We start from the raw sequence: 18,251 nt of genomic DNA, 5'->3' as shown, positions 1-18,251 counted from the left end.
CTGCTCATCTGCCTGCCGCGGTCGAACACACGTTCGACCCATGTCATGCTGGCCGGGTGGCCGGAGGGATGCAGCGAGGCGGTTCGGGCAGATCGCTGGCCGAACGGGCGGCGCTGTCCGGCCACACCTCCCCGCCGGCTGCCGACGCGCCGCCGCCCTACCTCGACCTGCCTCCCCGGCCGCCCCCCACGGGCAACGGTGCGGCGGGCCGTGGCGGCGAGGGGCGGCACTGCTGGGTGCACGACCCTCCCGACGCGCCCGGCACCTGGCCCGGCCTGCTCGTCGAGTGGCGCCAGCGGCACGGCGGCTGGCAGGGCCGGGTCACCTACGCGGTGACCGGCCCGGACGGGCCTGCGCTGATCGAGACCTGGTTGCCGGCGGCCCGGCTCGAACCGCGGTGACCGTCGTCCCGGATTAGGCCGGGTGGCCGCTGGCTATGGGCCGGAGGACCCGCGAACCCCATGGACGGAGCACTCCGATGACCTCCCCCGATCAGCCGAACCTCGACGACGTCCTCCTGCCCGAGGAGAACGTGACCCGGGACCGCACGCAGCACGCGAAGGACCCCCACCCCAGCGACGAGGTGCTCGAGCACCGCACGGAGCTGGAGCGGCAGGCCGTCGACTCCGACGACGCCGACCCGCTCGGCGCCGAGCGGCACCCCGCCACCGACTGATCCGCGCCCGACCGGTGGCCCGGCTGCAGGCGGACGACGTCGCCGGCTGGCTGCTCAAGAGCACCCGGGCGCCGGCGGAGATCGTGCCGGGCTGGGCGCCGGGTCAGGAGCGGGAGCTGACCCGCTGCGTCCGGCGCTCCTACCGGCTGGAGCTGGTCTCCCCCGGCCAGCCGGTCCTCCTCTGGGTCAGCGGACGGGTGTGCCCGGGCGTGCACGCCGTCGGCACCGTCACCGGGCAGGTGCACCAGGGGAACGGGGACGACGACGGCCCGGTGCTCCCGGTGCGGCTGACGCACCTGCCCGCTCCGGTGGGACGTCGCGAACTGCTTGCCGACCCACACTTCGGGTCCGCCGAGGTGCTGCGGATGCCGGCCGGCAGCAACCCCTCGTGGCTCACCGCGCCGCAGCTGGCCACCGTGCTGACCCGGTCCGGCCTGTCCGGGCTGGGACGATGGGCCCCGTGACTCTCGACCGACTCCGCTGGGGCGCACTCGCCTGGGTGCTGACGTTGCAGTTCTTCGTCGTGGAGACGGTGGTGCAGCTGCGGGGGCAGGGGCACTCCCGCGTCGACGACGTCATCAGCGACCTGGGCGAGACGAGCTGGCCGGGCTCCCAGGCGATGAACGCCTCGTTCGTGGTGCAGGCCGCGCTCGTCGCCGGCGGCGCCGTCCTGCTCCTCCCCGCACTGCGCAGCGCCGCCGGCCGGGCGGCCGCCTACCTGTTCGGCATCACCGCGCTCGGCGCCCTGCTGGTGGGCGTCTTCCCCGCGGACCGGTCCGACGTCTGGCACGGCACCGGCGCGGTGCTCTACCTGGTGGGCAGCGCCCTCGGGCTCATCGCCCTGGCGTACGCCCTGCGTCCCCGCTCGGAGGTGCTGGGGACGCTGCTGGTCCTGCTGGGCCTGGTCGGCGCGGCGGCGACGATCTTCTTCATCGCCGAGGTCGACGTGCTCGCCCGGGGCGCGACCGAGCGGGCAGCGGCCTACGTGCTGCCGCTCGGACTGGCCGCGGCCGGCATCGCGCTGTGGCGGGCCGGAGCGGCCGGCGGCACCGCGGGTCCGGCCCGCCGCGAGGAGCGGGACCGGGCCCGCGCCGCGGCGGCCGAGAGTGCCCGTCGGCGGGACGAGGCGCTGGAGGCAGCCGCCCGGGGAACGGAGGGCCGGAACGCCCCGGCCGACACCCCCGCAGACGGCTTCGACGCCGAGGACCCGTGGGCCCCGGCGCGCCGCACGGACCAGTGAGGTGCGGGGTGCTCAGCCGGCCGACGCGGGCACCAGCACCTCGGCCACCGGACGCCGGCCGCTGGTCGCGATGACCGCCCCCTCCTGCGGATAACCCATCCGGAGCACCATCTGCGGGTGCCCGACGAGCGAGAGCCGGGACCGCATCCGGGTCCGTGTCGCCGGCCAGTCGAGCGCCTGGGTCAGCGGCGACGCCGCCACACCCGCCGACGTGGCCAGCAGCAGGATCCGCCCCAGCGCTCGGCCGGCCTGCAGCCAGGCGTACCGGTCGTCGCCGTCGGTCCCCATGAGCACGACGGTGGGCCGTTCGACGTCCGGCGGCGGCGCGTCGGGGTCGGCGGCGCGCCCGGCGCCGCCGTGCTCGCGGGTGCCGACGACGAAGTCGCGGATCGTCCAGTTGGACGGCCGCTGGTGCGGGTCCTCGCTGGGCACCGCCTCGACCGGCACGCCGTCGACGGCCGCCGGGTCGGTGCGCAGCCAGCTCTGCAGCTCCGCGAGGTAGGCGGGGTCCTCCTGCTCCATCTCCTCGGCCCGGTCGATGAGGAAGACGGTGGCCACCTCCTCCTCCGAGCGGGTCACCGGCTTGAACCAGACGCCGAACGCGCCGGCCTCGGCCTGGAGCCGGTCCAGGAGCGCTGCGGGCACGTCCCGCGGCTGGAACGGGTCGCGCACCGTGTGCCGGTGGTCGATGGCGGAGGCGAGCCCCCGGTCCTCCTCGGTGGCCTCGATCGGGCCGATGAGTCGCAGGGTGGCCAGGTGGTCGCCGTCGTCGTCGGGCAGCAGCTCCACCTCGCTGAGCCAGCCCGCGGCCGCGAGCGCCACGACGGCGAACTCGACCGCGATGCCGCAGCTGATCACCTGCTGCCGGCCGGTCGGGTCGAGCACCGGCAGTGCTCGTGCCGGGTCGAGGAAGACGTCGAGCTGGTCGGTGGTGGCGGTGAACCGCCACGGCTGCGTGTTGTGGATCGAGGGCGCCCGCGTGGCGGCGCCCACCACCTGCGCCCACTCCTGCTGTTCCACGGCGTACCTCCCGGGTCGCGTGCCTGGCCCCCCTGCCTACCCCATCCTCGACCGGCACCGCACACCGCCGCAGCCGCGGGCTGCGCCGGGGAGGATCAGCCCGCGACCAGCGGCTCGGGTTCCGGAGCCGCGACGCGTCGCCGTCCGCCCCGCCGGGACAGCGCCACACCCGCCAGGCAGACGGCGCCACCGACGACGGCCAGGGCCGGCGGGACCTCGTCCAGGAGCAACCAGCCCAGCAGGATCACCAGCGGCGGCACCAGGTACGTGGTGACCCCCAGCCGGCCGGCGTCCATCCTGCGCAGCGCGTAGGCCCACGTGCTGAAGGCCAGCGCCGTCGGCACCACACCGAGGTAGACCATGCCGGCCACCGATCCCGCCGGCGCGGTGCGGAGGTCCGCGACGAGCGCACCGGCCCACGGCAGGCAGCACAGCGCGCCGATGGCGCAGGCGGTGAAGGTGACCTGGAGTCCGGGCAGCCGGCCCAGCAGCGGCTTCTGGGCGACCACCCCGATGGCGTAGGTGACGGCGGCGACGACGCAGAACAGCACCCCCACCAGGTCGAGGTCGGGTCCGCGGGTCGCCGAGCCGATGAGCAGCACGCCGGCGAAGGCCACCGCCACGCCCACGACGAGCCAGCGCGGAAAGCCCTCGCCGAGCAGCCAGCCGGCGAGGACGGCGATGAGGATCGGCCCGATGTTGACCAGCATCGCGGTGGTCCCGGCGTCCAGGTGCTGCTCGGCGGCGTTCAGCGCGAGGTTGTAGATGCCGAACCAGCCGACGCCGCACACTGCGAGCAGCGCCCACTCGCGACGGTCGGGGGCGATCCAGCCGCGGCCGGCGAGCAGCGCCCCCAGCACCGCCGTGCCGACCAGCAGGCGGCCCAGCGCCAGGGCACCGGGCGAGAGGTCCTCCCCCACTCCCCGGATGGCGACGAACGCCGACGCCCAGGCGAGCACCGTGACGACGACGGCCAGGACCGTGCGCCCCGCGGGGGCGGCTGCCGGAGAACTCACGGCCGCACCCTAGGCAGGAGGACCGACAGGATCCTGGCGGTTTCCGGCCGTCGCACCGGGTGCGGCCGGAGCGACGCGATATCCGGCAGGAACGCCGCGCTCAGCCCCGCAGGTGCTCGGCGTAGCTGCGTCGGCCCCGGGCGCCGCCGCCCGGGAGCGCCGCGCCGTCCCGGACCGCGGAGCTCATCCGGCCGGGCACCGGCGTGGCCACCACGTGGGCGCCGGGCGCTCGGGCGCCGGCCCACGCGCGCGCCAGCTCGGCGACGGTCAGGTCCTCCGGACCGCCGTACTCCACCACTCCCCCGGCCGGCGGACCGGCGACGACGTCCACGAGGTGACCGGCGACCTCCCCGACGTCGACCGGCTGCACCCGCCAACCCATCGGCACCGGCAGGACCGGACCGCGCCGGGCCGTGCTCAGGAGCTCGTCGACGAAGTCGTGGAACTGCGTGACCCGCAGCAGGGTGACCGGGAGGCCGGAGGCGAGCAGCACCTGCTCGGCGGCGAACTTCGCCCGGTAGTAACCGAACGGGATGCGGTCGACGCCGACGATCGAGACGTACACCAGGTGCCGCAGCCGGTCCCTCTCCACCGCCTCGACCAGCCGGCGGGTACCGGCGACGTCGACCTGCCACGGGTCCCCGCGCGGGTCGCTGGCGGTGTGGATCACGAATTCGGCGCCGGCCAGCGCGGTGCGGAGGTCGAACCCCGTGGCGAGGTCGCCCCGCACACCCCCCGGCCCGGTTCCGCGCCGCGACATCTGCCGGACCGCATGACCGGCGTCCCGCAGCCGCGGGACCAGGTGCCCTCCGAGGCGGCCGGTGCCGCCGGTGACCAGAACGTCCATGGGCCCATCCTGGACCGCCCTCCTTTGTGGGGAACCCCGGCACGGCGCGGCGCCGGTATCTCACACAGGAGATAACGTGCGGGGGTGACGCTGACCGAGCTCCCCCCTGACACCGCGATGCGCCGGATCGGTGCGCTGGTCCGCGATGCCCGGCGGCACCGAGGCCTCACCCAGCAGCAGCTCGCCGAGCGTCTGGGCACCAGCCAGAGCGCCGTGGCCCGCATCGAGCAGGGCAACCAGAACCTCACCCTCGAGCTCCTCGGCCGGCTCTCCGCGGCCCTGGAGAGCGAGCTGATCCGCGTCGGACCGGCGGGGCCCACGCACCTGCGCGTCACCGGCGGACGGCTGCTGAGCGGCAGCGTGGAGGTGAAGTCGTCGAAGAACGCCGCCGTCGCGCTGCTCTGCGCCGCGCTGCTCAACCGCGGCCGGACGACGCTGCGCAACGTGGCGCGCATCGTCGAGGTGGAGCGGCTCCTGAACGTGCTGCGCTCCATCGGCGTCTCCGCGACCTGGGACGAGGCCGGGCACGACCTCACGCTCGTGGTGCCCGACAGCCTCGACCTGGCCGGCATCGACGCCGACGCCGCCCGGCGCACCCGCAGCATCATCATGTTCCTGGGTCCGCTGCTGCACCGGGCGCCGGTGTTCGAGCTCCCCTACGCCGGCGGGTGCGACCTGGGCACCCGCACGGTGCAGCCGCACATGATCGCCCTGCGCCCCTTCGGGCTGGAGATCGAGGCTCGGGCCGGTGAGTACCACGGCACGGTCACGCCGACCGGTGCCACCGAGCGCACCATCGTGCTGACCGAGCGCGGCGACACCGTCACCGAGAACGCCCTGCTGGCCGCGGCCCGCGCCGAGGGCACGACCACCATCCGCAACGCCAGCTCCAACTACATGGTCCAGGACCTGGTCCTGTACCTCCAGCTGCTCGGGGTGGAGGTCGAGGGCCTCGGGACGACGACGCTGACCGTCCACGGGCAGCCGGTGCTGGACGCCGACGTCGACTACACGATCAGCGAGGACCCGGTGGAGGCGATGAGCCTGCTGACCGCCGGCATCGTCACCGGCTCCGAGCTCACGGTGTGCCGGGCCCCGGTGGAGTTCCTGGAGATCGAGCTGGCGGTGCTGGCCGAGATGGGGCTGCGCTACGAGCTGTCCCCGGAGTACCTGGCCGACAACGGGCACACCCGGCTGGCCGACATCACCATCCACCCGTCGGTGCTGCGGGCGCCGATCGACAAGATCCACCCGATGCCGTTCCCGGGCCTGAACATCGACAACCTGCCGTTCTTCGCGGTCATCGCCGCCCAGGCGGAGGGGTCCACGCTGATCCACGACTGGGTCTACGACAACCGGGCGATCCACCTCTCCGACCTCACCCGGCTGGGCGCCGACGTCCGGCTGCTCGACCCGCACCGGGTGCTCGTCGACGGCCCGACGCACTGGTCGAGCGCCGAGGTGGTCTGCCCGCCGGCGCTGCGCCCCGCGGTGTGCATCCTGCTGGCGATGCTCGCGGCCAAGGGCACCTCGGTGCTCCGCAACGTCGACATCATCGCCCGCGGGTACGAGCACCTCTACGAGCGGCTGGTCGAGATCGGCGCCGCCATCGAGGTCTTCCACGACTGAGCCGGCGTCCCGCGCTGGGATCAGGTGACCTGATCCCAGCGCGTCCTCCCTCACCGCACACCGTGAGGGAGGACGCGCCACGGTGAGGGAGGACGGCGCAGCGGCCTCAGCGTTCCTGGTCGGTCGGGCGGACGAGCATCTCGTTGACCGCGACGTGCGCCGGCTGGCTGACCATGTAGACCACGGCGCGGGCGATGTCGTCCGCCCGCAGCGCCGTCATGGACGCGTGGGCCTTCCGGGACGCCTCCTTGGCCGCGGGCTGGGTGATGTGGTCGGTCAGCTCGGTCGTCACGGCGCCGGGCTCCACCAGTCCGATCCGCACCCCGCGACCGGTCACCTCCTGGCGCAGCGACTCGCTGAAGGCGTTCACCGCCCACTTGCTCGCGTTGTAGACGCCGGCACCCTTGCGGGCCACCCGCCCCGCGACGCTGGAGACGTTGACGACGTCGCCGGAGCCCTGCTCGACCATGCCGTCGATCGCGGCGTGGGTCATGTACATGAGACCCAGGACGTTGGTCGACATCATCCGGCGCCAGTCCTCTGGGTCCGCGCCGACGATCGTCCCCAGCAGCATGACGCCGGCGTTGTTCACCAGGACGTCGAGTCTCCCGAGCTCGGCCCGGGTGCGGGCGACCGCGTCGGCGCACGCCTGCTCGTCGGTGACGTCGAGGTCGAGCTCCAGGACCGTGGCGCCGTCGGCGCGCAGCCGGCCGGCCAGCTCCTCCAGGCGGTCCCGGCGCCGGGCCCCGATCGCCACCGCGGCGCCCGCCGCGGCGAGGGCCTCCGCCGTCGCCGCCCCGATCCCCGACGAGGCCCCGGTGACCAGGGCGACCTTTCCCTGCAGCGGACGGGCCGGGTCGCTCATGTGGGTTCCTCCTCCGCGCCGCACCCTGCGGCGCTCCCCCGCAGCCTGCCCCGGAGCGGTCCGCCCCGCCCGCGCGCCCGCCCGTACGCTGCGCCGGTGCGTGACCTCTCCGCCCTCCCCACGGCGCACCTGCACGTGCACCTGGAGAGCACCGTGCGCCCGGGTACCGCCCGAGGGCTGGCCGACGACCACGGCGTCGTCCTCCCTGCCCGGACGGCGTCCTACGCCGGGTTCGCCGCGTTCGCCGAGGTGAACGCCGCGGTGCGGGACTGCCTGCGCCGGCCCGAGGACTTCTTCCGTGTGGCCCGGGAGTTCTGCGCCGACCAGCACGCCGAGGGCGTCCGCTACGCGGAGGTCACGTTCACCGCGGCGAGCCACGGCGAGCGGCTGGGCGATCCGGAGATGCCGCTGGCGGCAGTGCTCGAGGGGCTCGCGGCCGGGTGCGCCGCCACCGGGCTCGAGGTGCGGGTGCTCCTGGACCACCCGCGCCGCCGGTCCGTGGAGCGCTTCGCGCGGACGGTCGAGCTGGCCGGGCGGTACCGCGACCGCGGCGTCGTCGGCGTCGGCTTCGCCGGGTCGGAGGAGCACGCACTGGCGCCCTTCGCGGAACTCGCGGCCCGCGCCGCGGACGCCGGACTGCACCTGGTCCACCACGCCGGCGAGACCGCGGGGCCCGGCAGCATCCGGGAGGCGCTCACGGCCGGCCGCGCCGAGCGCATCGGGCACGGCATCCGGGCGCTGGAGGACCCGGGGCTCGTCGCCGAACTCCGCGACCGGCAGATCCCGCTGGAGGTGTGCCCCTCGTCGAACGTCGCGCTCGGGCTCGTGCCGTCGCTCCGGGTGCACCCGCTGCCCGCCCTCCGCGCCGCCGGGCTGGCCGTCACCCTGTCCACCGACGTCCCCGCGGAGACCGGGTGGTCGCTGCCGGCCGAGTACGCCGCGGTCGGGGACGTGCACGGCTGGGACGACGACGAGCTCGCCGACCTGGCCCGGGCATCCGTGGACGCGTCGTTCGCCCCCGACCGGGTCCGGCGCCGGCTGCACGCGGGCATCGACACCTGGCTGGCCGGGGCGTCCTAGAGCAGCGAGTCCAGTCCCTCGTCCGGCGTCGGCGCCATGCCCACCTCGAGCGGCGGGCGGTGCGGCTGGTCCAGTCCGCTCATCCGGGCGGCGTGCAGGGCCAGCAGCAGGTTCAGGCGCAGCGTGGGGTCGCTGGTGAACGGGCCGAGCATGCGCTCGAGCTTGCCGATCCGGTAGCGCATCGTGTTGTAGTGGAAGTGCAGCCGGCGCGCCGACTCCGCGACGTTGAGGTTGGTCTCCAGCAGCACCAGCAGGGTCTCGCGGAGGTCGGCCGAGTCGGCGTCCGTCGCATCGGCCAGCGGGCCGAGCACCTCGTCGACGTAGGACCGCAGCTCGGTGCTGTCGGGGATCAGCGAGAGCAGCCGGAACACCCCGAGCTGGTCGAAGTGGGTGACCGAGGCGCCGCCCTGGATCTCCTGCCCGACGCCGAGTGCCCGCTGCGCCTGGCGGTGCGCCTCGGCCAGTTCGGACAGCGAGGCGGCCGGCCGGCCGATGCCGGTGCCCAGCACCCGCCCGAGCCGGCGCAGGCGGCCGTTGACCCGCGAGCCGACGGCGGCGACGAGCGAGGACACCTCCTCGGGGGTCCGGCCGTCCAGCGGCAGGAGCGTGACGATCTCGGTCGCCAGCCCCGCGACGGCCGCGCCGGCCACCTCGGCCTCCAGCGCCGACCGCCAGCCGTCGGCCAGCCGGTCGAGGACGTCCAGCGCCCGCGTGGGATCGCCGGCGGCGTCGGCGACCGTCTCGGTGGCGGTGACCAGCACGGCGACCGGTCCGTCCAGCCGCCAGCCGAAGGACCGCGTGTAGGCCAGGGTGCGCTCGGTGTGCCCGACCGAGCCGCCCACCAGCCGGCGGACGAGGTCACCCTGGAAGCGCAGCTCCACCGAGTGCACGGCCTGCAGGCGGATCACCGACAGCGCGGCGATCACCGCCGCGCGCTCCAGGACGCCACCCGCGCCGACCATCATCGCGCCGGTCCGGTGCACCGCCACGAGCCAGCCGTGCCGCTGGTCGCCGGCCATGATCGGCGCGACGGCGTACTCGCCCACGCCGCCGGGGAGCTGGTGGTGGCCGGGCACCAGCAGGATGCCGTCGGCCGGTGAGAGGTCGGCGTCGGCCAGCACGTCCGCCGGCGTCACCACCATGCGGTCGGCGCGCACACCGGCCAGCCGGCGGGACGGCGTCAGCTCGGCCAGGGCGTCGTCGGCGGCAGCGTCGAGCAACCAGAGCCAGTCGCTGATCTCGGCGACGTCGTCGCGTGGGCCGGCGCTGGTGACGACCTCGCGGTCGGGACCCAGCCCGACCACCGCGGCGCCCTCGAGCATCACGGCCAGCCGCTGGGTCACCTCGGCGAGCCCGCCGCCGCTGAGCGCGACGCCGATGAACTCGTGGTCCATGCGGGACGAGAGGGTCAGGGCCTGGCCCTGCTTGGCGACGACGGCGCCGAGCACCTCGGAGACGACCTCGTCCAGCCGGACGGTGGCCGGCAGCGCGAGGATGGGGAGCCCCCGGCGATCGGCCTCGGCCAGCACCTCCGCCGGGACCGGCGGGGGGCCCTCCGTGCGCCGGAACGCCAGCGCGGCCGTCCCCATCGAGTCCAGCCGCTCCACCAGGGCGCGGCAGTTGGCCGGATCGGCGGGTGGGAGGCGCGCGCCCAGGACGACGAGCACGTCGGGCGCCGCGCCGGCGAGCGGGTCGGCCGGCCGGTCGATCACCATGTGCCGGACCAGACGACTCAGCCCGCTCGCGCCCGCGGCGACCGTGGCACCCGCCAGCCCGGGAAGGTCCAGCGCGTCCTCGACGGTGAGTCCCATGCGCTCCTGCCAGCTCCCGCTGTCGGCCCGGGCGGGGTCGCTCCGCGGCGGTTCCTCGATGGCCCAGTTCCGACGAAACGAGCCCGTTCCGTCACGCTGCGTGGGCGGCGCCATCGACGTGTCACCCTGCGTCACGACGCGTCCCCTTCTTGTGGCCAACGAGACCGTCCCGTCCGGTGAGCCTGTCAGGACTCCCCGGACGCCGACATCCATTCTTGGCGAGTTCCGCCATAAGAGGGCGTGCGACGCGCCGCATAGGTTCGAACCCCGCTCAACCCGCTCGCAGCGATGCTAGGCCGTCACCGCCCGACCGGCGGCACCTGCCCCTCTGCGTCCGGATCCCGAGCAGAACCCGGACGGGGGCTCATCGCCCCTCCGTCGCCCACCGGCGAAGGGCCGCCATGCGAACGATCGACCAGACCACGGACCAGGACGGCCGCTCGCGGGCGGCCACGGGGCGTGGCCGTGCCGCGCGCGCCGCCCTCCCGACGATCCCCCTCCCCCGGAGCTCCGCGGCGACGGCCGCGCGCACCGGCTGCGCCCCCCGCCAGGTCACCGCCGTGCCGGCCGCGGCCAGCACCGGCGTGGCCGCGCTGCTGCGCGGACCGGTCCGCCGGGCCCGGGTGGTCGCGAGCACACCGACCGGGGTGTACCTGCACGTGCCCGGCGAGCGGGACGGCGACGTCGTCGGTGTCCTCACCAGCGACGCGGCACGCCTGCCCCTCGGGTGCGTGCTCTTCCGGCCCAGCACCGGACGGCCGCTCGTGCCCCCGACCGCCACGGCCGAGGTGGGCGGTGGCCGCGTCGTCGTCGGGGACCTGGCGGTCAGTGCCGCGGCCTGGTGGGATCCCCGTCCGCGGCTGCCCAGCGCCCGGCCCGCGCTCCTGCCCGAAGGCGTGCGGCAGCTCCGCAGCACGCTCTACGGGGAGGGCGTCCCGCACAGCGCCTTCGAGCTGCCCGGGCTGCCCACCGGTCCCGGTGGTCCGCTGGCCGCGCTGCGCGGCGCCGTCCGCCGCGCCGACCTCGACGCCGCACTGCGCACCGCGAGCCGGCTGATCGGGCTGGGCCCCGGCCTGACCCCGGCCGGGGACGACGTCATGGCCGGCACCGTCGCCGGGCTGGTGCTGCTCGGCCACCCCGCCGCCCCGCGGTTCGCCGCCGGCGTCACCGCGCTGGCCGCCTGCCGCACCAGCGGGCTCTCCCGCGCTCTGCTGCGGCACGCCGCGGCCGGGCGGGTCAGCGGCGAGTACGCCGCGGTGCTGCACGCCCTCGTCGGGGAGCGGCCGCTGGCGCCGGCCGTGGACGCGCTGCTCGCGCCGGGCTCGACCCGGAACCGGGCCACGGCGCTCGGGCTGTGCACGGCGATCGACCTGGTGGAGCGCACCACGCGGGCGCGCTGACGCCGGTCAGCTGGCGGGCGCGGGCACCAGGGGGACCAGCGAGTTCCACTGGTCGATGCGGCAACCGTTCACGCGGGACAGCTCCAGCTCCACCGGTTCCCCGTCCCAGCGACCGACCACGCGGGCGGTCTCGGGCCCGCCGTACTGCTGGGTGCAGACCGCGTCGTCCGGCAGCGGGGCGAACGGGTCCTGCATCCCCTGCAGGTGCTCGCACGCGGCCTCCGCCGCGGGGTGGCTGCCCTCGACGAAGCCGACGCAGGTCAGCGTCCAGGTCTGCGGGGTGGCGCCGTCGCCGAGGTCGACCTCCACCTGCAGGTCGTTGTCGGCTTGGGCGATCCCGCCCCCCGCCGCGGCTCCGTCGGCCTCGTCGACCCCCTCCGCCCGGTCCGGGGCCGCGCCGGTGGTCGGCGCGGCCGAGGTCCCCTCCTCGTCGGCCGTGCCGCAGCCGGCGAGGGTGAGGGCGGCGGCCAGCAGGAGCAGCGGCAGGAGTCGGCGCATGCCTGTCAGACGCGCGGGGACGCCCGGAAGTTTCCGGTTCAGAGCCGCGAGGCGTGGATGCTGGTGACCAGGATGGCGCGGGCCCCGAGCTCGTAGAGCTCGTCCATGATCTGGTTGGTGTGGCTGCGCCGGACCATCGCGCGCACCGCCGACCAGCCGGCCCGCTGCAGAGGGCTGACCGTGGGGCCCTCCATGCCGGGCGTGATCGCGGTGGCCCGGGCCAGGATCTCGTCCGGACAGTCGTAGTCGAGCATCACGTACTGCCGGGCGACCAGGACCCCCTGGAGCCGGCGCCGCAGCTGGGCCACCGCCGGGATCTCCTCGGCGCCCTCGCGGCCGACCAGGATCGCCTCGCTGGCCAGCACGGGCTCGCCGATGATGTGCAGCCCGGCCGCCCGCAGCGTCGTCCCGGTCTCGACCACGTCGCAGACTGCGTCGGCGACACCCAGCCGGCAGGCCGTCTCCACGGCGCCGTCCAGCTTCACGACGTCGGCCTTGATGCCCGACTCCTCGAGGTGACGCTGGAGGAGCACCGGGTAGGCGGTGGCGACCCTCTTGCCGGCCAGCTGGTCGACCCGTTCGATGCCGGAGCCCACCGGGGAGGCGAAGCGGAAGGAGGACTGGCCGAAGCCCAGCGGCATGACCTCGACCGCGGCCGGGCCCTCCCCGTCGCGCGGCGCGGTCTCCAGCAGCATGTCCCGGCCGGTGATGCCGACGTCCAGGGTGCCCGCGGCGACGTAGACGGCGATGTCGCGCGGCCGGAGGTAGAAGAACTCGGTGTCGTTGTCGGGGTCGAAGACGACGAGGTCCTTGGTGCTGCGCCGCTGGCGGTAACCGCTCTCGGTCAGCATCTCCGCGGCCGGCTCGCTCAGGACGCCCTTGTTGGGCACGGCGATGCGCAGCACGGGACGACTCCTCGGGGCGGGGCGGGAACGGGGCGGATCAGAGGTGAGCGTAGACGTCGTCCAGGGTCAGACCCCGGGCGAGCATGAGCACCTGCACCCGATAGAGGAGCTGGCTGATCTCCTCCGCCGTCCGCTCCTCGCCCTCGTGCTCGGCGGCCATCCAGGACTCGGCCGCCTCCTCGACGACCTTCTTGCCCGCGGCGTGCACGCCGTCCCGGACGGCGGTGACGGTGCCCGAGGCGGGGTCGCCCTCGGCGACCTTGGCCGAGAGCTCGGCGAACAGCGCGTCGAACGTCTTCACGACCGGCCTCCGGCGGGGATGGCGCTGAACCCGGTGGTGCGCTGCGGTCCGCGCAGGTCGCGCAGGGTCAGCGCGGTGGTCAGCGCGGCGATGGCGGCCTCCCAGCCCTTGTCCTCGGCCGAGCCGGGCAGGCCCGCGCGGTCGCGCGCCTGCTCCTCGGTGTCGCAGGTGAGGACGCCGTTCCCGACCGGCCGGGAGGCGTCCAGCGCGACCCGGGTGAGGCCCGCGGTCACCGCGTCGCACACGTACTCGAAGTGCGGCGTGCCGCCACGGATGACGACCCCGAGCGCTACGACGGCGTCGTGCCGCTCGGCCAGCGCCTGGGCGACCACCGGCAGCTCGACGGCACCCGGCGCGCGCACCACGGTCGGCTCGGGGACCCCGCTGGCGCGGGCGGCCTCCAGGGCGCGGGCCAGCAGGCTGTCGGTGAGCTCGGCGTGCCACGTGGTGACGACGATGCCCAGCGTCAGGCCGGCGGCGTCCACCGGCTGCACCAGGGGCGCTCCGGAGCCGCTCATGAGGGCTGCTCGTCGACGCGCAGGGGGACGTTCTCCGGGATCGGGTCGGCGTGCGGGGGCTCGCCGGCGGCCATCTCGGGTTCGATGATCTCCAGCAGGTGGCCCATGCGGTCGCGCTTGGTGCGCAGGTAGCCCAGGTTCTGCGAGGTGACGTGGCTGGGCAGCGACACCCGGCCGAGCACCTTCAGCCCGTACCCCTCGAGCCCCGCGCGCTTGGCCGGGTTGTTGGTCAGCAGCCGCATGGTGTGGATGCCGAGGTCGACCAGGATCTGCGCGCCGGTGCCGTAGTCACGGGCGTCGGCGGGCAGGCCGAGGTCGAGGTTGGCGTCCACGGTGTCGGCGCCGAGGTCCTGCAGCTGGTAGGCCTGCAGCTTGTGCAGCAGGCCGATCCCCCGGCCCTCGTGCCCGCGGATGTAGAGCACGACCCCGCGGCCCTCCTCGGCCACGGCGGCCAGCGCGGCCTGCAGCTGCGGTCCGCAGTCGCAGCGCAGCGAGCCGAAGACATCGCCGGTGAGGCACTCGGAGTGGACGCGCACCAGCACGTCCTCGCCGTCGCCGATGTCGCCGTAGACGAAGGCGACGTGCTCGCGCTCGTCGTAGGAGCTCGAGTAGCCGACGGCGGTGAAGGTGCCGGGGGCCAGCGGGACGACCGCCTCGGCCACCCGCTCCACCAGCTTGTCGAAGCGCTTGCGGTAGGCGATCAGGTCGGCGATGGACACCATGACGAGGTCGTGCTCGTCGGCGAAGACGCGCAGCTCCTCGCCGCGGGCCATGCCGGTCGGGTCCTTCTCGCTGACGATCTCGCACAGCGTGCCCGACGGGCGCAGGCCGGCGAGCACGGCGAGGTCGACGGCGGCCTCGGTGTGACCGGGCCGGCGCAGCACCCCGCCGTCCTTGGCCCGCAGCGGCACGATGTGCCCCGGGCGGGAGAGGTCGCGCGAGGTCGTGTCCTCGCCGGCCAGCGTCCGGATCGTGGTCGCCCGGTCCGAGGCCGAGATGCCCGTGGTGACGCCCTCGCGGGCGTCGACGGTGACGGTGTAGGCCGTGCCGAGGCGGTCCTGGTTCACCCGGTGCATGGGCGGCAGGTCCAGCCGGTCGGCGTCGCCCTCGGTGACGGCGACGCAGATGTAGCCCGAGGTGTACCGGACCATGAAGGCCACGAGCTCGGGGGTGGCCAGCTCCGAGGCGAAGATGAGGTCGCCCTCGTTCTCGCGGTCCTCGTCGTCGATCACGACGACCGGCCGGCCGTCCTTGATGGCGGCGATCGCGGTCTCGATGCTGTCCAGACGGGTCACAGGTGCGGTCACCGGCGTGCCTCCAGCAGGCGCTCGACGTACTTGGCGATCACGTCGACCTCCAGGTTGACGGGGTCCCCCGGGGCGCGCGTTCCCAGCGTGGTCTCGCGGAGGGTGGTGGGGATGAGGCTGACCTCGAACCACGGTCCGGGGTCGGTGGCGGCGCTGACCGCGCTGACGGTCAGCGAGACGCCGTCGACGGCGATGGAGCCCTTCTCGACGACGTACTGGGCCAGGCCGGTGGGCAGGCCGATGCGCACGACCTCCCAGTGGGTGCTGGGCGTGCGGTCGAGCACCGTGCCGACGCCGTCGACGTGGCCCTGCATGAGGTGACCGCCGAGGCGGGTGTGCGGGGTGACGGCGCGCTCGAGGTTGACCCGGCTGCCCTTCTCCGCCTTGCCCAGGCTGCTGCGGCGCAGCGTCTCGGCCATGACGTCGGTGCTCCAGACGCCGTCCTGCACGGAGGTGACGGTCAGGCACACGCCGTCGACCGCGATGGAATCGCCGAGGGCGACGTCCTGGAGCACCCGGGTCGCGCGGATCTCGAGCCGTGCGGCGTCCGTCTGGTCCTCGCGGACGACGAGCGTGCCCACCTCTTCGACGATGCCGGTGAACATCTCAGCTCCCTCTCCGGACGGACTGTCGTCCCCCAGTGTGCCGGGTGGGCCGCAGGCGGACCTGCACGTCCCCACCCAGGAGGAGGACGTCCACCGTCTCCCAGGAGAGCGCGCCGGTGATCGAAGTGATTCCCAGGTCGCCCACCAGGGAGGGGCCGGCACCCAGGAGCTTCGGCGCCAGGTGCACCACGGCCTCGTCCACCAGGCCGGCGCGGAGGAACGCGGCGGCCAGGGTGGGGCCGCCCTCCAGCAGCACCCGGCGGACGTCGCGGTCGAAGAGCTCGGCCAGGAGCGCGGCCGGATCGGGCGCGCGGGTCACCAGCGTGGGTGCCGCGTCGTCCAGCACGCGGGCCGTGCCGGGCAGCCGGCCCCGCCGGTCGACGACGACCCGGAGCGGCTGGCGCTCGGCGTCCCGGCCGTCGGCGTCGCGCACGGTCAGCTGGGGGTCGTCGGCCACCGCCGTCCCGGAGCCGACGACGACGGCGTCGCAGGTGGCCCGCAGCCGGTGCACGGCAGCGCGGGCCTGCTCGCCGGTGATCCAGCGGCTGCTCCCGTCGGCGGCGGCCACGCGGCCGTCGAGGGTGGCGGCGGCCTTCCAGACCACCTGGGGCCGGTGCTCGCGCACCCCGGTCAGCCACGGTGCCAGAGCACCGAGCTCGGCCGCGTCCTGCTCCACACCCAGCTCGACGTCGATCCCGGCGGCGCGCAGGCGGTCGGCTCCCCCGCCGGCCAGGTCGGTCGGCTCGGGGACGGCGACGACCACGCGGGCCACGCCGGCGGCGATCAGGGCGTCGGCGCACGGGCCGGTGCGGCCGGTGTGCGCGCACGGCTCCAGGGTGACGACGGCGGTGCCGCCGCGAGCGTGCTCCCCCGCTGCGGCCAGCGCCTGCACCTCCGCATGCGGGCCGCCGGGCGGCTGGGTCGCACCCTCGCCCGCGACCGTGCCGTCGGCGGCGAGGACGACGGCCCCGACGGCGGGGTTGGGCGTCGTGGTGCCCAGCACGGCCGCGCCGAGTTCTCGGGCCCGCGCCATGGCGCGGCGCTCGACGTCGGTCACCCGCGCATCGCCGCAGCGGCCTGCGCGCGCAGCGCGGCGATCGCCTTGGCGGGGTCGTCGGCGCCGTACACGGCCGAACCGGCGACGAACATGTCGACGCCGGCCTCGGCGGCCTGCTCGATGGTGTCGGCGTTGATACCGCCGTCGATCTCGACGATCAGCGTCAGGTGGCCGGCGTCCACCAGCTCGCGCGCCTGCCGCGCCTTGGGCAGCACGTCGGCGATGAACGACTGGCCGCCGAAGCCGGGCTCGACGCTCATGACCAGGAGGGTGTCGAAGTCGGGCAGCACGTCCAGGTAGTCCTCGAGCGGCGTGCCGGGCTTGATCGCCAGGCCGGCCAGGGCGCCGACGGCACGCAGGTCACGGGCGACGGCGCGCGGGTCGGTGCAGGCCTCGGCGTGCACGGTGACGTTGCGCGCGCCCATCTCGGCGTAACCCGGCGCCCAGCGCTCGGGGTTCTCGATCATCAGGTGGCAGTCCAGCGGCACGGTGCTGACGGCCTGGATCGCCTGCGCCACCGGCAGGCCCAGGGTGAGGTTCGGGACGAAGTGCGCGTCCATCACGTCGACGTGCAGCCAGTCGGCGTCCGCGACCCGGGCGACCTCGTCGGCCAGGTGCGCGAAGTCGGCGGAGAGCAGGCTGGGCGCGATCTTCGGCTGCCGGGACACGCGGGGAGTCTAGGTGCCGGGCGGGACGGGCTAGGGCGCGGCCGGAACCGGACCCGCTCGCCGGACGTGGACCTCGTAGGGCCGCGGCGTCCGCGGCATCCGTCGACGAAGGGAGCCGCTGTGCCGACACCCGTGTACGTCGCCCTGGTCGTCCTGCTCTGGATCGCCGTCGGGACGGCGGCCGCGCTGTACCTCGGCCGCCAGGGCTACCGGTCGACCCTCTGGTACCTGCTCGGGGCCGTGCTGGGTCCGCTGTTCGTGCCCATCGCGATGGAGCGGGGCCGGCGACAGGAACGGGTCGTCGAGCGCACCCCGGCCGCCGATCCGACGGCTACCGCCCGTGGTGGCGGCGTCACGGTCGTCGTCGGCGTGGACGGGTCCGCGGAGTCCGACCGGTGCGTGCGCGACGCCGCGCGGGTCTTCCCCGGCGAGGCCGCCCGCGTGGTCCTGGTGACGGCGGTCGACCCGGACGCCGTCGAGTTCGCCGACCACACCGAGCGGGACCGCTGCCGCGGCCTGCTGGCGGAGCGGGCCGGCTGGTTCGACGGCACGTCGCCGGCGGTCGAGGTGGTTGCCGGTCAGCCCGGCCGGGCCCTGCTGGACGTGGCCCGACAGGAGGGGGCAGACGTCATCGCCGTCGGCCGGCGGGGCAGGGGCCTGAGCCACCGCCTGCTCGGCAGCGTCGCCGAGCACGTCACCCGCCACTCCCCCGTCCCCGTGCTCCTGGCCGGGCCACCGGCCGGCGACTGATCCGCCGCGACCAGTGCCGGGTGGCGCGACCGGTTCCGACCCGCGCCGGCTTCCGCGT

At 75.2% G+C, this 18,251-nt stretch carries 21 protein-coding genes; 8 read left to right on the top strand and 13 right to left on the bottom strand.

The genetic code is table 11. The features are described from left to right. The first annotated feature begins 56 nt into the window (after positions 1–56). The 4 genes from ACI793_RS07130 to ACI793_RS07115 all read left to right on the top strand — a co-directional run bounded on the left by ACI793_RS07130 (position 57) and on the right by ACI793_RS07115 (position 1,916). Positions 57–401: a hypothetical protein gene (locus ACI793_RS07130; RefSeq protein ID WP_456605675.1), complete on the top strand. Its 345-nt coding sequence runs from the start codon at positions 57–59 to the stop codon at positions 399–401. Between the two features lie 77 nt (positions 402–478). Continuing rightward, complete coding sequence (locus ACI793_RS07125) at positions 479–676, top strand: hypothetical protein (protein ID WP_456605674.1); 198 nt, start codon at positions 479–481, stop codon at positions 674–676. Between the two features lie 14 nt (positions 677–690). Then, positions 691–1,140 (top strand): hypothetical protein, encoded by a 450-nt coding sequence (locus ACI793_RS07120; RefSeq protein WP_456605673.1) that lies wholly within the window; start codon positions 691–693, stop codon positions 1,138–1,140. Continuing rightward, positions 1,128–1,916, top strand: a complete 789-nt coding sequence (locus tag ACI793_RS07115; protein ID WP_456605672.1) for a DUF998 domain-containing protein — start codon at positions 1,128–1,130, stop codon at positions 1,914–1,916. Before ACI793_RS07120 ends, ACI793_RS07115 begins: the two co-directional genes overlap by 13 nt. A gap of 12 nt (positions 1,917–1,928) precedes the next feature. On the opposite strand, the gene ACI793_RS07110 is transcribed toward ACI793_RS07115, so the two are convergent. The 3 genes from ACI793_RS07110 to ACI793_RS07100 form a co-directional block, all read right to left on the bottom strand. Further along, positions 1,929–2,936: an Acg family FMN-binding oxidoreductase gene (locus tag ACI793_RS07110; RefSeq protein ID WP_456605671.1), complete on the bottom strand. Its 1,008-nt coding sequence runs from the start codon at positions 2,934–2,936 to the stop codon at positions 1,929–1,931. A 95-nt stretch (positions 2,937–3,031) separates the two neighbouring features. Continuing rightward, positions 3,032–3,952 (bottom strand): DMT family transporter, encoded by a 921-nt coding sequence (locus ACI793_RS07105; protein ID WP_456605670.1) that lies wholly within the window; start codon positions 3,950–3,952, stop codon positions 3,032–3,034. 100 nt (positions 3,953–4,052) lie between these two features. Then, a complete protein-coding gene (locus ACI793_RS07100; protein ID WP_456605669.1) occupies positions 4,053–4,799 on the bottom strand; it encodes an SDR family oxidoreductase in 747 nt (248 codons plus the stop codon). A gap of 84 nt (positions 4,800–4,883) precedes the next feature. Here ACI793_RS07100 and ACI793_RS07095 point away from each other — a divergent pair, with 84 nt between their 5' ends. Continuing rightward, the gene (locus tag ACI793_RS07095) at positions 4,884–6,428 is read left to right on the top strand and encodes a helix-turn-helix domain-containing protein (protein ID WP_456605668.1); all 1,545 of its coding nucleotides are present in this window, start codon (positions 4,884–4,886) and stop codon (positions 6,426–6,428) included. A gap of 106 nt (positions 6,429–6,534) precedes the next feature. On the opposite strand, the gene ACI793_RS07090 is transcribed toward ACI793_RS07095, so the two are convergent. After that, positions 6,535–7,293, bottom strand: a complete 759-nt coding sequence (locus ACI793_RS07090) for an SDR family NAD(P)-dependent oxidoreductase (protein WP_456605667.1) — start codon at positions 7,291–7,293, stop codon at positions 6,535–6,537. 96 nt (positions 7,294–7,389) lie between these two features. Between ACI793_RS07090 and add the strand changes: the two genes are divergently transcribed. Beyond that, entirely contained in the window at positions 7,390–8,373 is a 984-nt protein-coding gene (gene add / locus ACI793_RS07085; RefSeq protein WP_456605666.1) for an adenosine deaminase, read from the top strand. Here add and ACI793_RS07080 read toward each other — a convergent pair. Then, positions 8,370–10,184 carry a PucR family transcriptional regulator gene (locus tag ACI793_RS07080; protein WP_456605665.1) on the bottom strand — a complete coding sequence of 605 codons (1,815 nt, stop codon included), beginning with the start codon at positions 10,182–10,184 and terminating at the stop codon, positions 8,370–8,372. The genes add and ACI793_RS07080 overlap by 4 nt on opposite strands. Before the next feature lie 401 nt (positions 10,185–10,585). On the opposite strand from ACI793_RS07080, the gene ACI793_RS07075 reads away from it, so the two are divergent. Further along, a complete protein-coding gene (locus ACI793_RS07075; RefSeq protein WP_456605664.1) occupies positions 10,586–11,584 on the top strand; it encodes a DUF2877 domain-containing protein in 999 nt (332 codons plus the stop codon). Positions 11,585–11,590: 6 nt separating this feature from the next. On the opposite strand, the gene ACI793_RS07070 is transcribed toward ACI793_RS07075, so the two are convergent. The 8 genes from ACI793_RS07070 to rpe are packed head-to-tail and all read right to left on the bottom strand — an operon-like array spanning position 11,591 to position 17,443. Then, positions 11,591–12,082, bottom strand: a complete 492-nt coding sequence (locus ACI793_RS07070; RefSeq protein ID WP_456605663.1) for an SSI family serine proteinase inhibitor — start codon at positions 12,080–12,082, stop codon at positions 11,591–11,593. Between the two features lie 38 nt (positions 12,083–12,120). Further along, positions 12,121–12,987, bottom strand: coding sequence for an ATP phosphoribosyltransferase (hisG, locus tag ACI793_RS07065; RefSeq protein ID WP_456605662.1), 867 nt, complete (start codon positions 12,985–12,987; stop codon positions 12,121–12,123). 37 nt (positions 12,988–13,024) lie between these two features. Next, positions 13,025–13,288, bottom strand: coding sequence for a phosphoribosyl-ATP diphosphatase (locus ACI793_RS07060; RefSeq protein WP_456555259.1), 264 nt, complete (start codon positions 13,286–13,288; stop codon positions 13,025–13,027). Further along, positions 13,285–13,806, bottom strand: a complete 522-nt coding sequence (gene ribH, locus ACI793_RS07055) for a 6,7-dimethyl-8-ribityllumazine synthase (RefSeq protein ID WP_456605661.1) — start codon at positions 13,804–13,806, stop codon at positions 13,285–13,287. The genes ACI793_RS07060 and ribH overlap by 4 nt, the downstream gene beginning before the upstream one ends. Next, positions 13,803–15,113 (bottom strand): bifunctional 3,4-dihydroxy-2-butanone-4-phosphate synthase/GTP cyclohydrolase II, encoded by a 1,311-nt coding sequence (locus ACI793_RS07050; protein WP_456605660.1) that lies wholly within the window; start codon positions 15,111–15,113, stop codon positions 13,803–13,805. The genes ribH and ACI793_RS07050 overlap by 4 nt, the downstream gene beginning before the upstream one ends. Then, positions 15,110–15,718 (bottom strand): riboflavin synthase, encoded by a 609-nt coding sequence (locus tag ACI793_RS07045; RefSeq protein WP_456605659.1) that lies wholly within the window; start codon positions 15,716–15,718, stop codon positions 15,110–15,112. Before ACI793_RS07045 ends, ACI793_RS07050 begins: the two co-directional genes overlap by 4 nt. A 1-nt stretch (position 15,719) precedes the next feature. Then, positions 15,720–16,775, bottom strand: coding sequence for a bifunctional diaminohydroxyphosphoribosylaminopyrimidine deaminase/5-amino-6-(5-phosphoribosylamino)uracil reductase RibD (gene ribD / locus ACI793_RS07040; RefSeq protein WP_456605658.1), 1,056 nt, complete (start codon positions 16,773–16,775; stop codon positions 15,720–15,722). Beyond that, complete coding sequence (gene rpe, locus ACI793_RS07035) at positions 16,772–17,443, bottom strand: ribulose-phosphate 3-epimerase (protein ID WP_456605657.1); 672 nt, start codon at positions 17,441–17,443, stop codon at positions 16,772–16,774. Before rpe ends, ribD begins: the two co-directional genes overlap by 4 nt. A gap of 120 nt (positions 17,444–17,563) precedes the next feature. On the opposite strand from rpe, the gene ACI793_RS07030 reads away from it, so the two are divergent. After that, entirely contained in the window at positions 17,564–18,193 is a 630-nt protein-coding gene (locus tag ACI793_RS07030; protein ID WP_456605656.1) for a universal stress protein, read from the top strand. Positions 18,194–18,251: the final 58 nt, after the last annotated feature.

This window comes from Blastococcus sp. SYSU DS0617, assembly GCF_054051075.1.
Note: the sequence above shows the minus strand (reverse complement) of the source record. Positions and strands in the feature narration are given on the sequence as shown.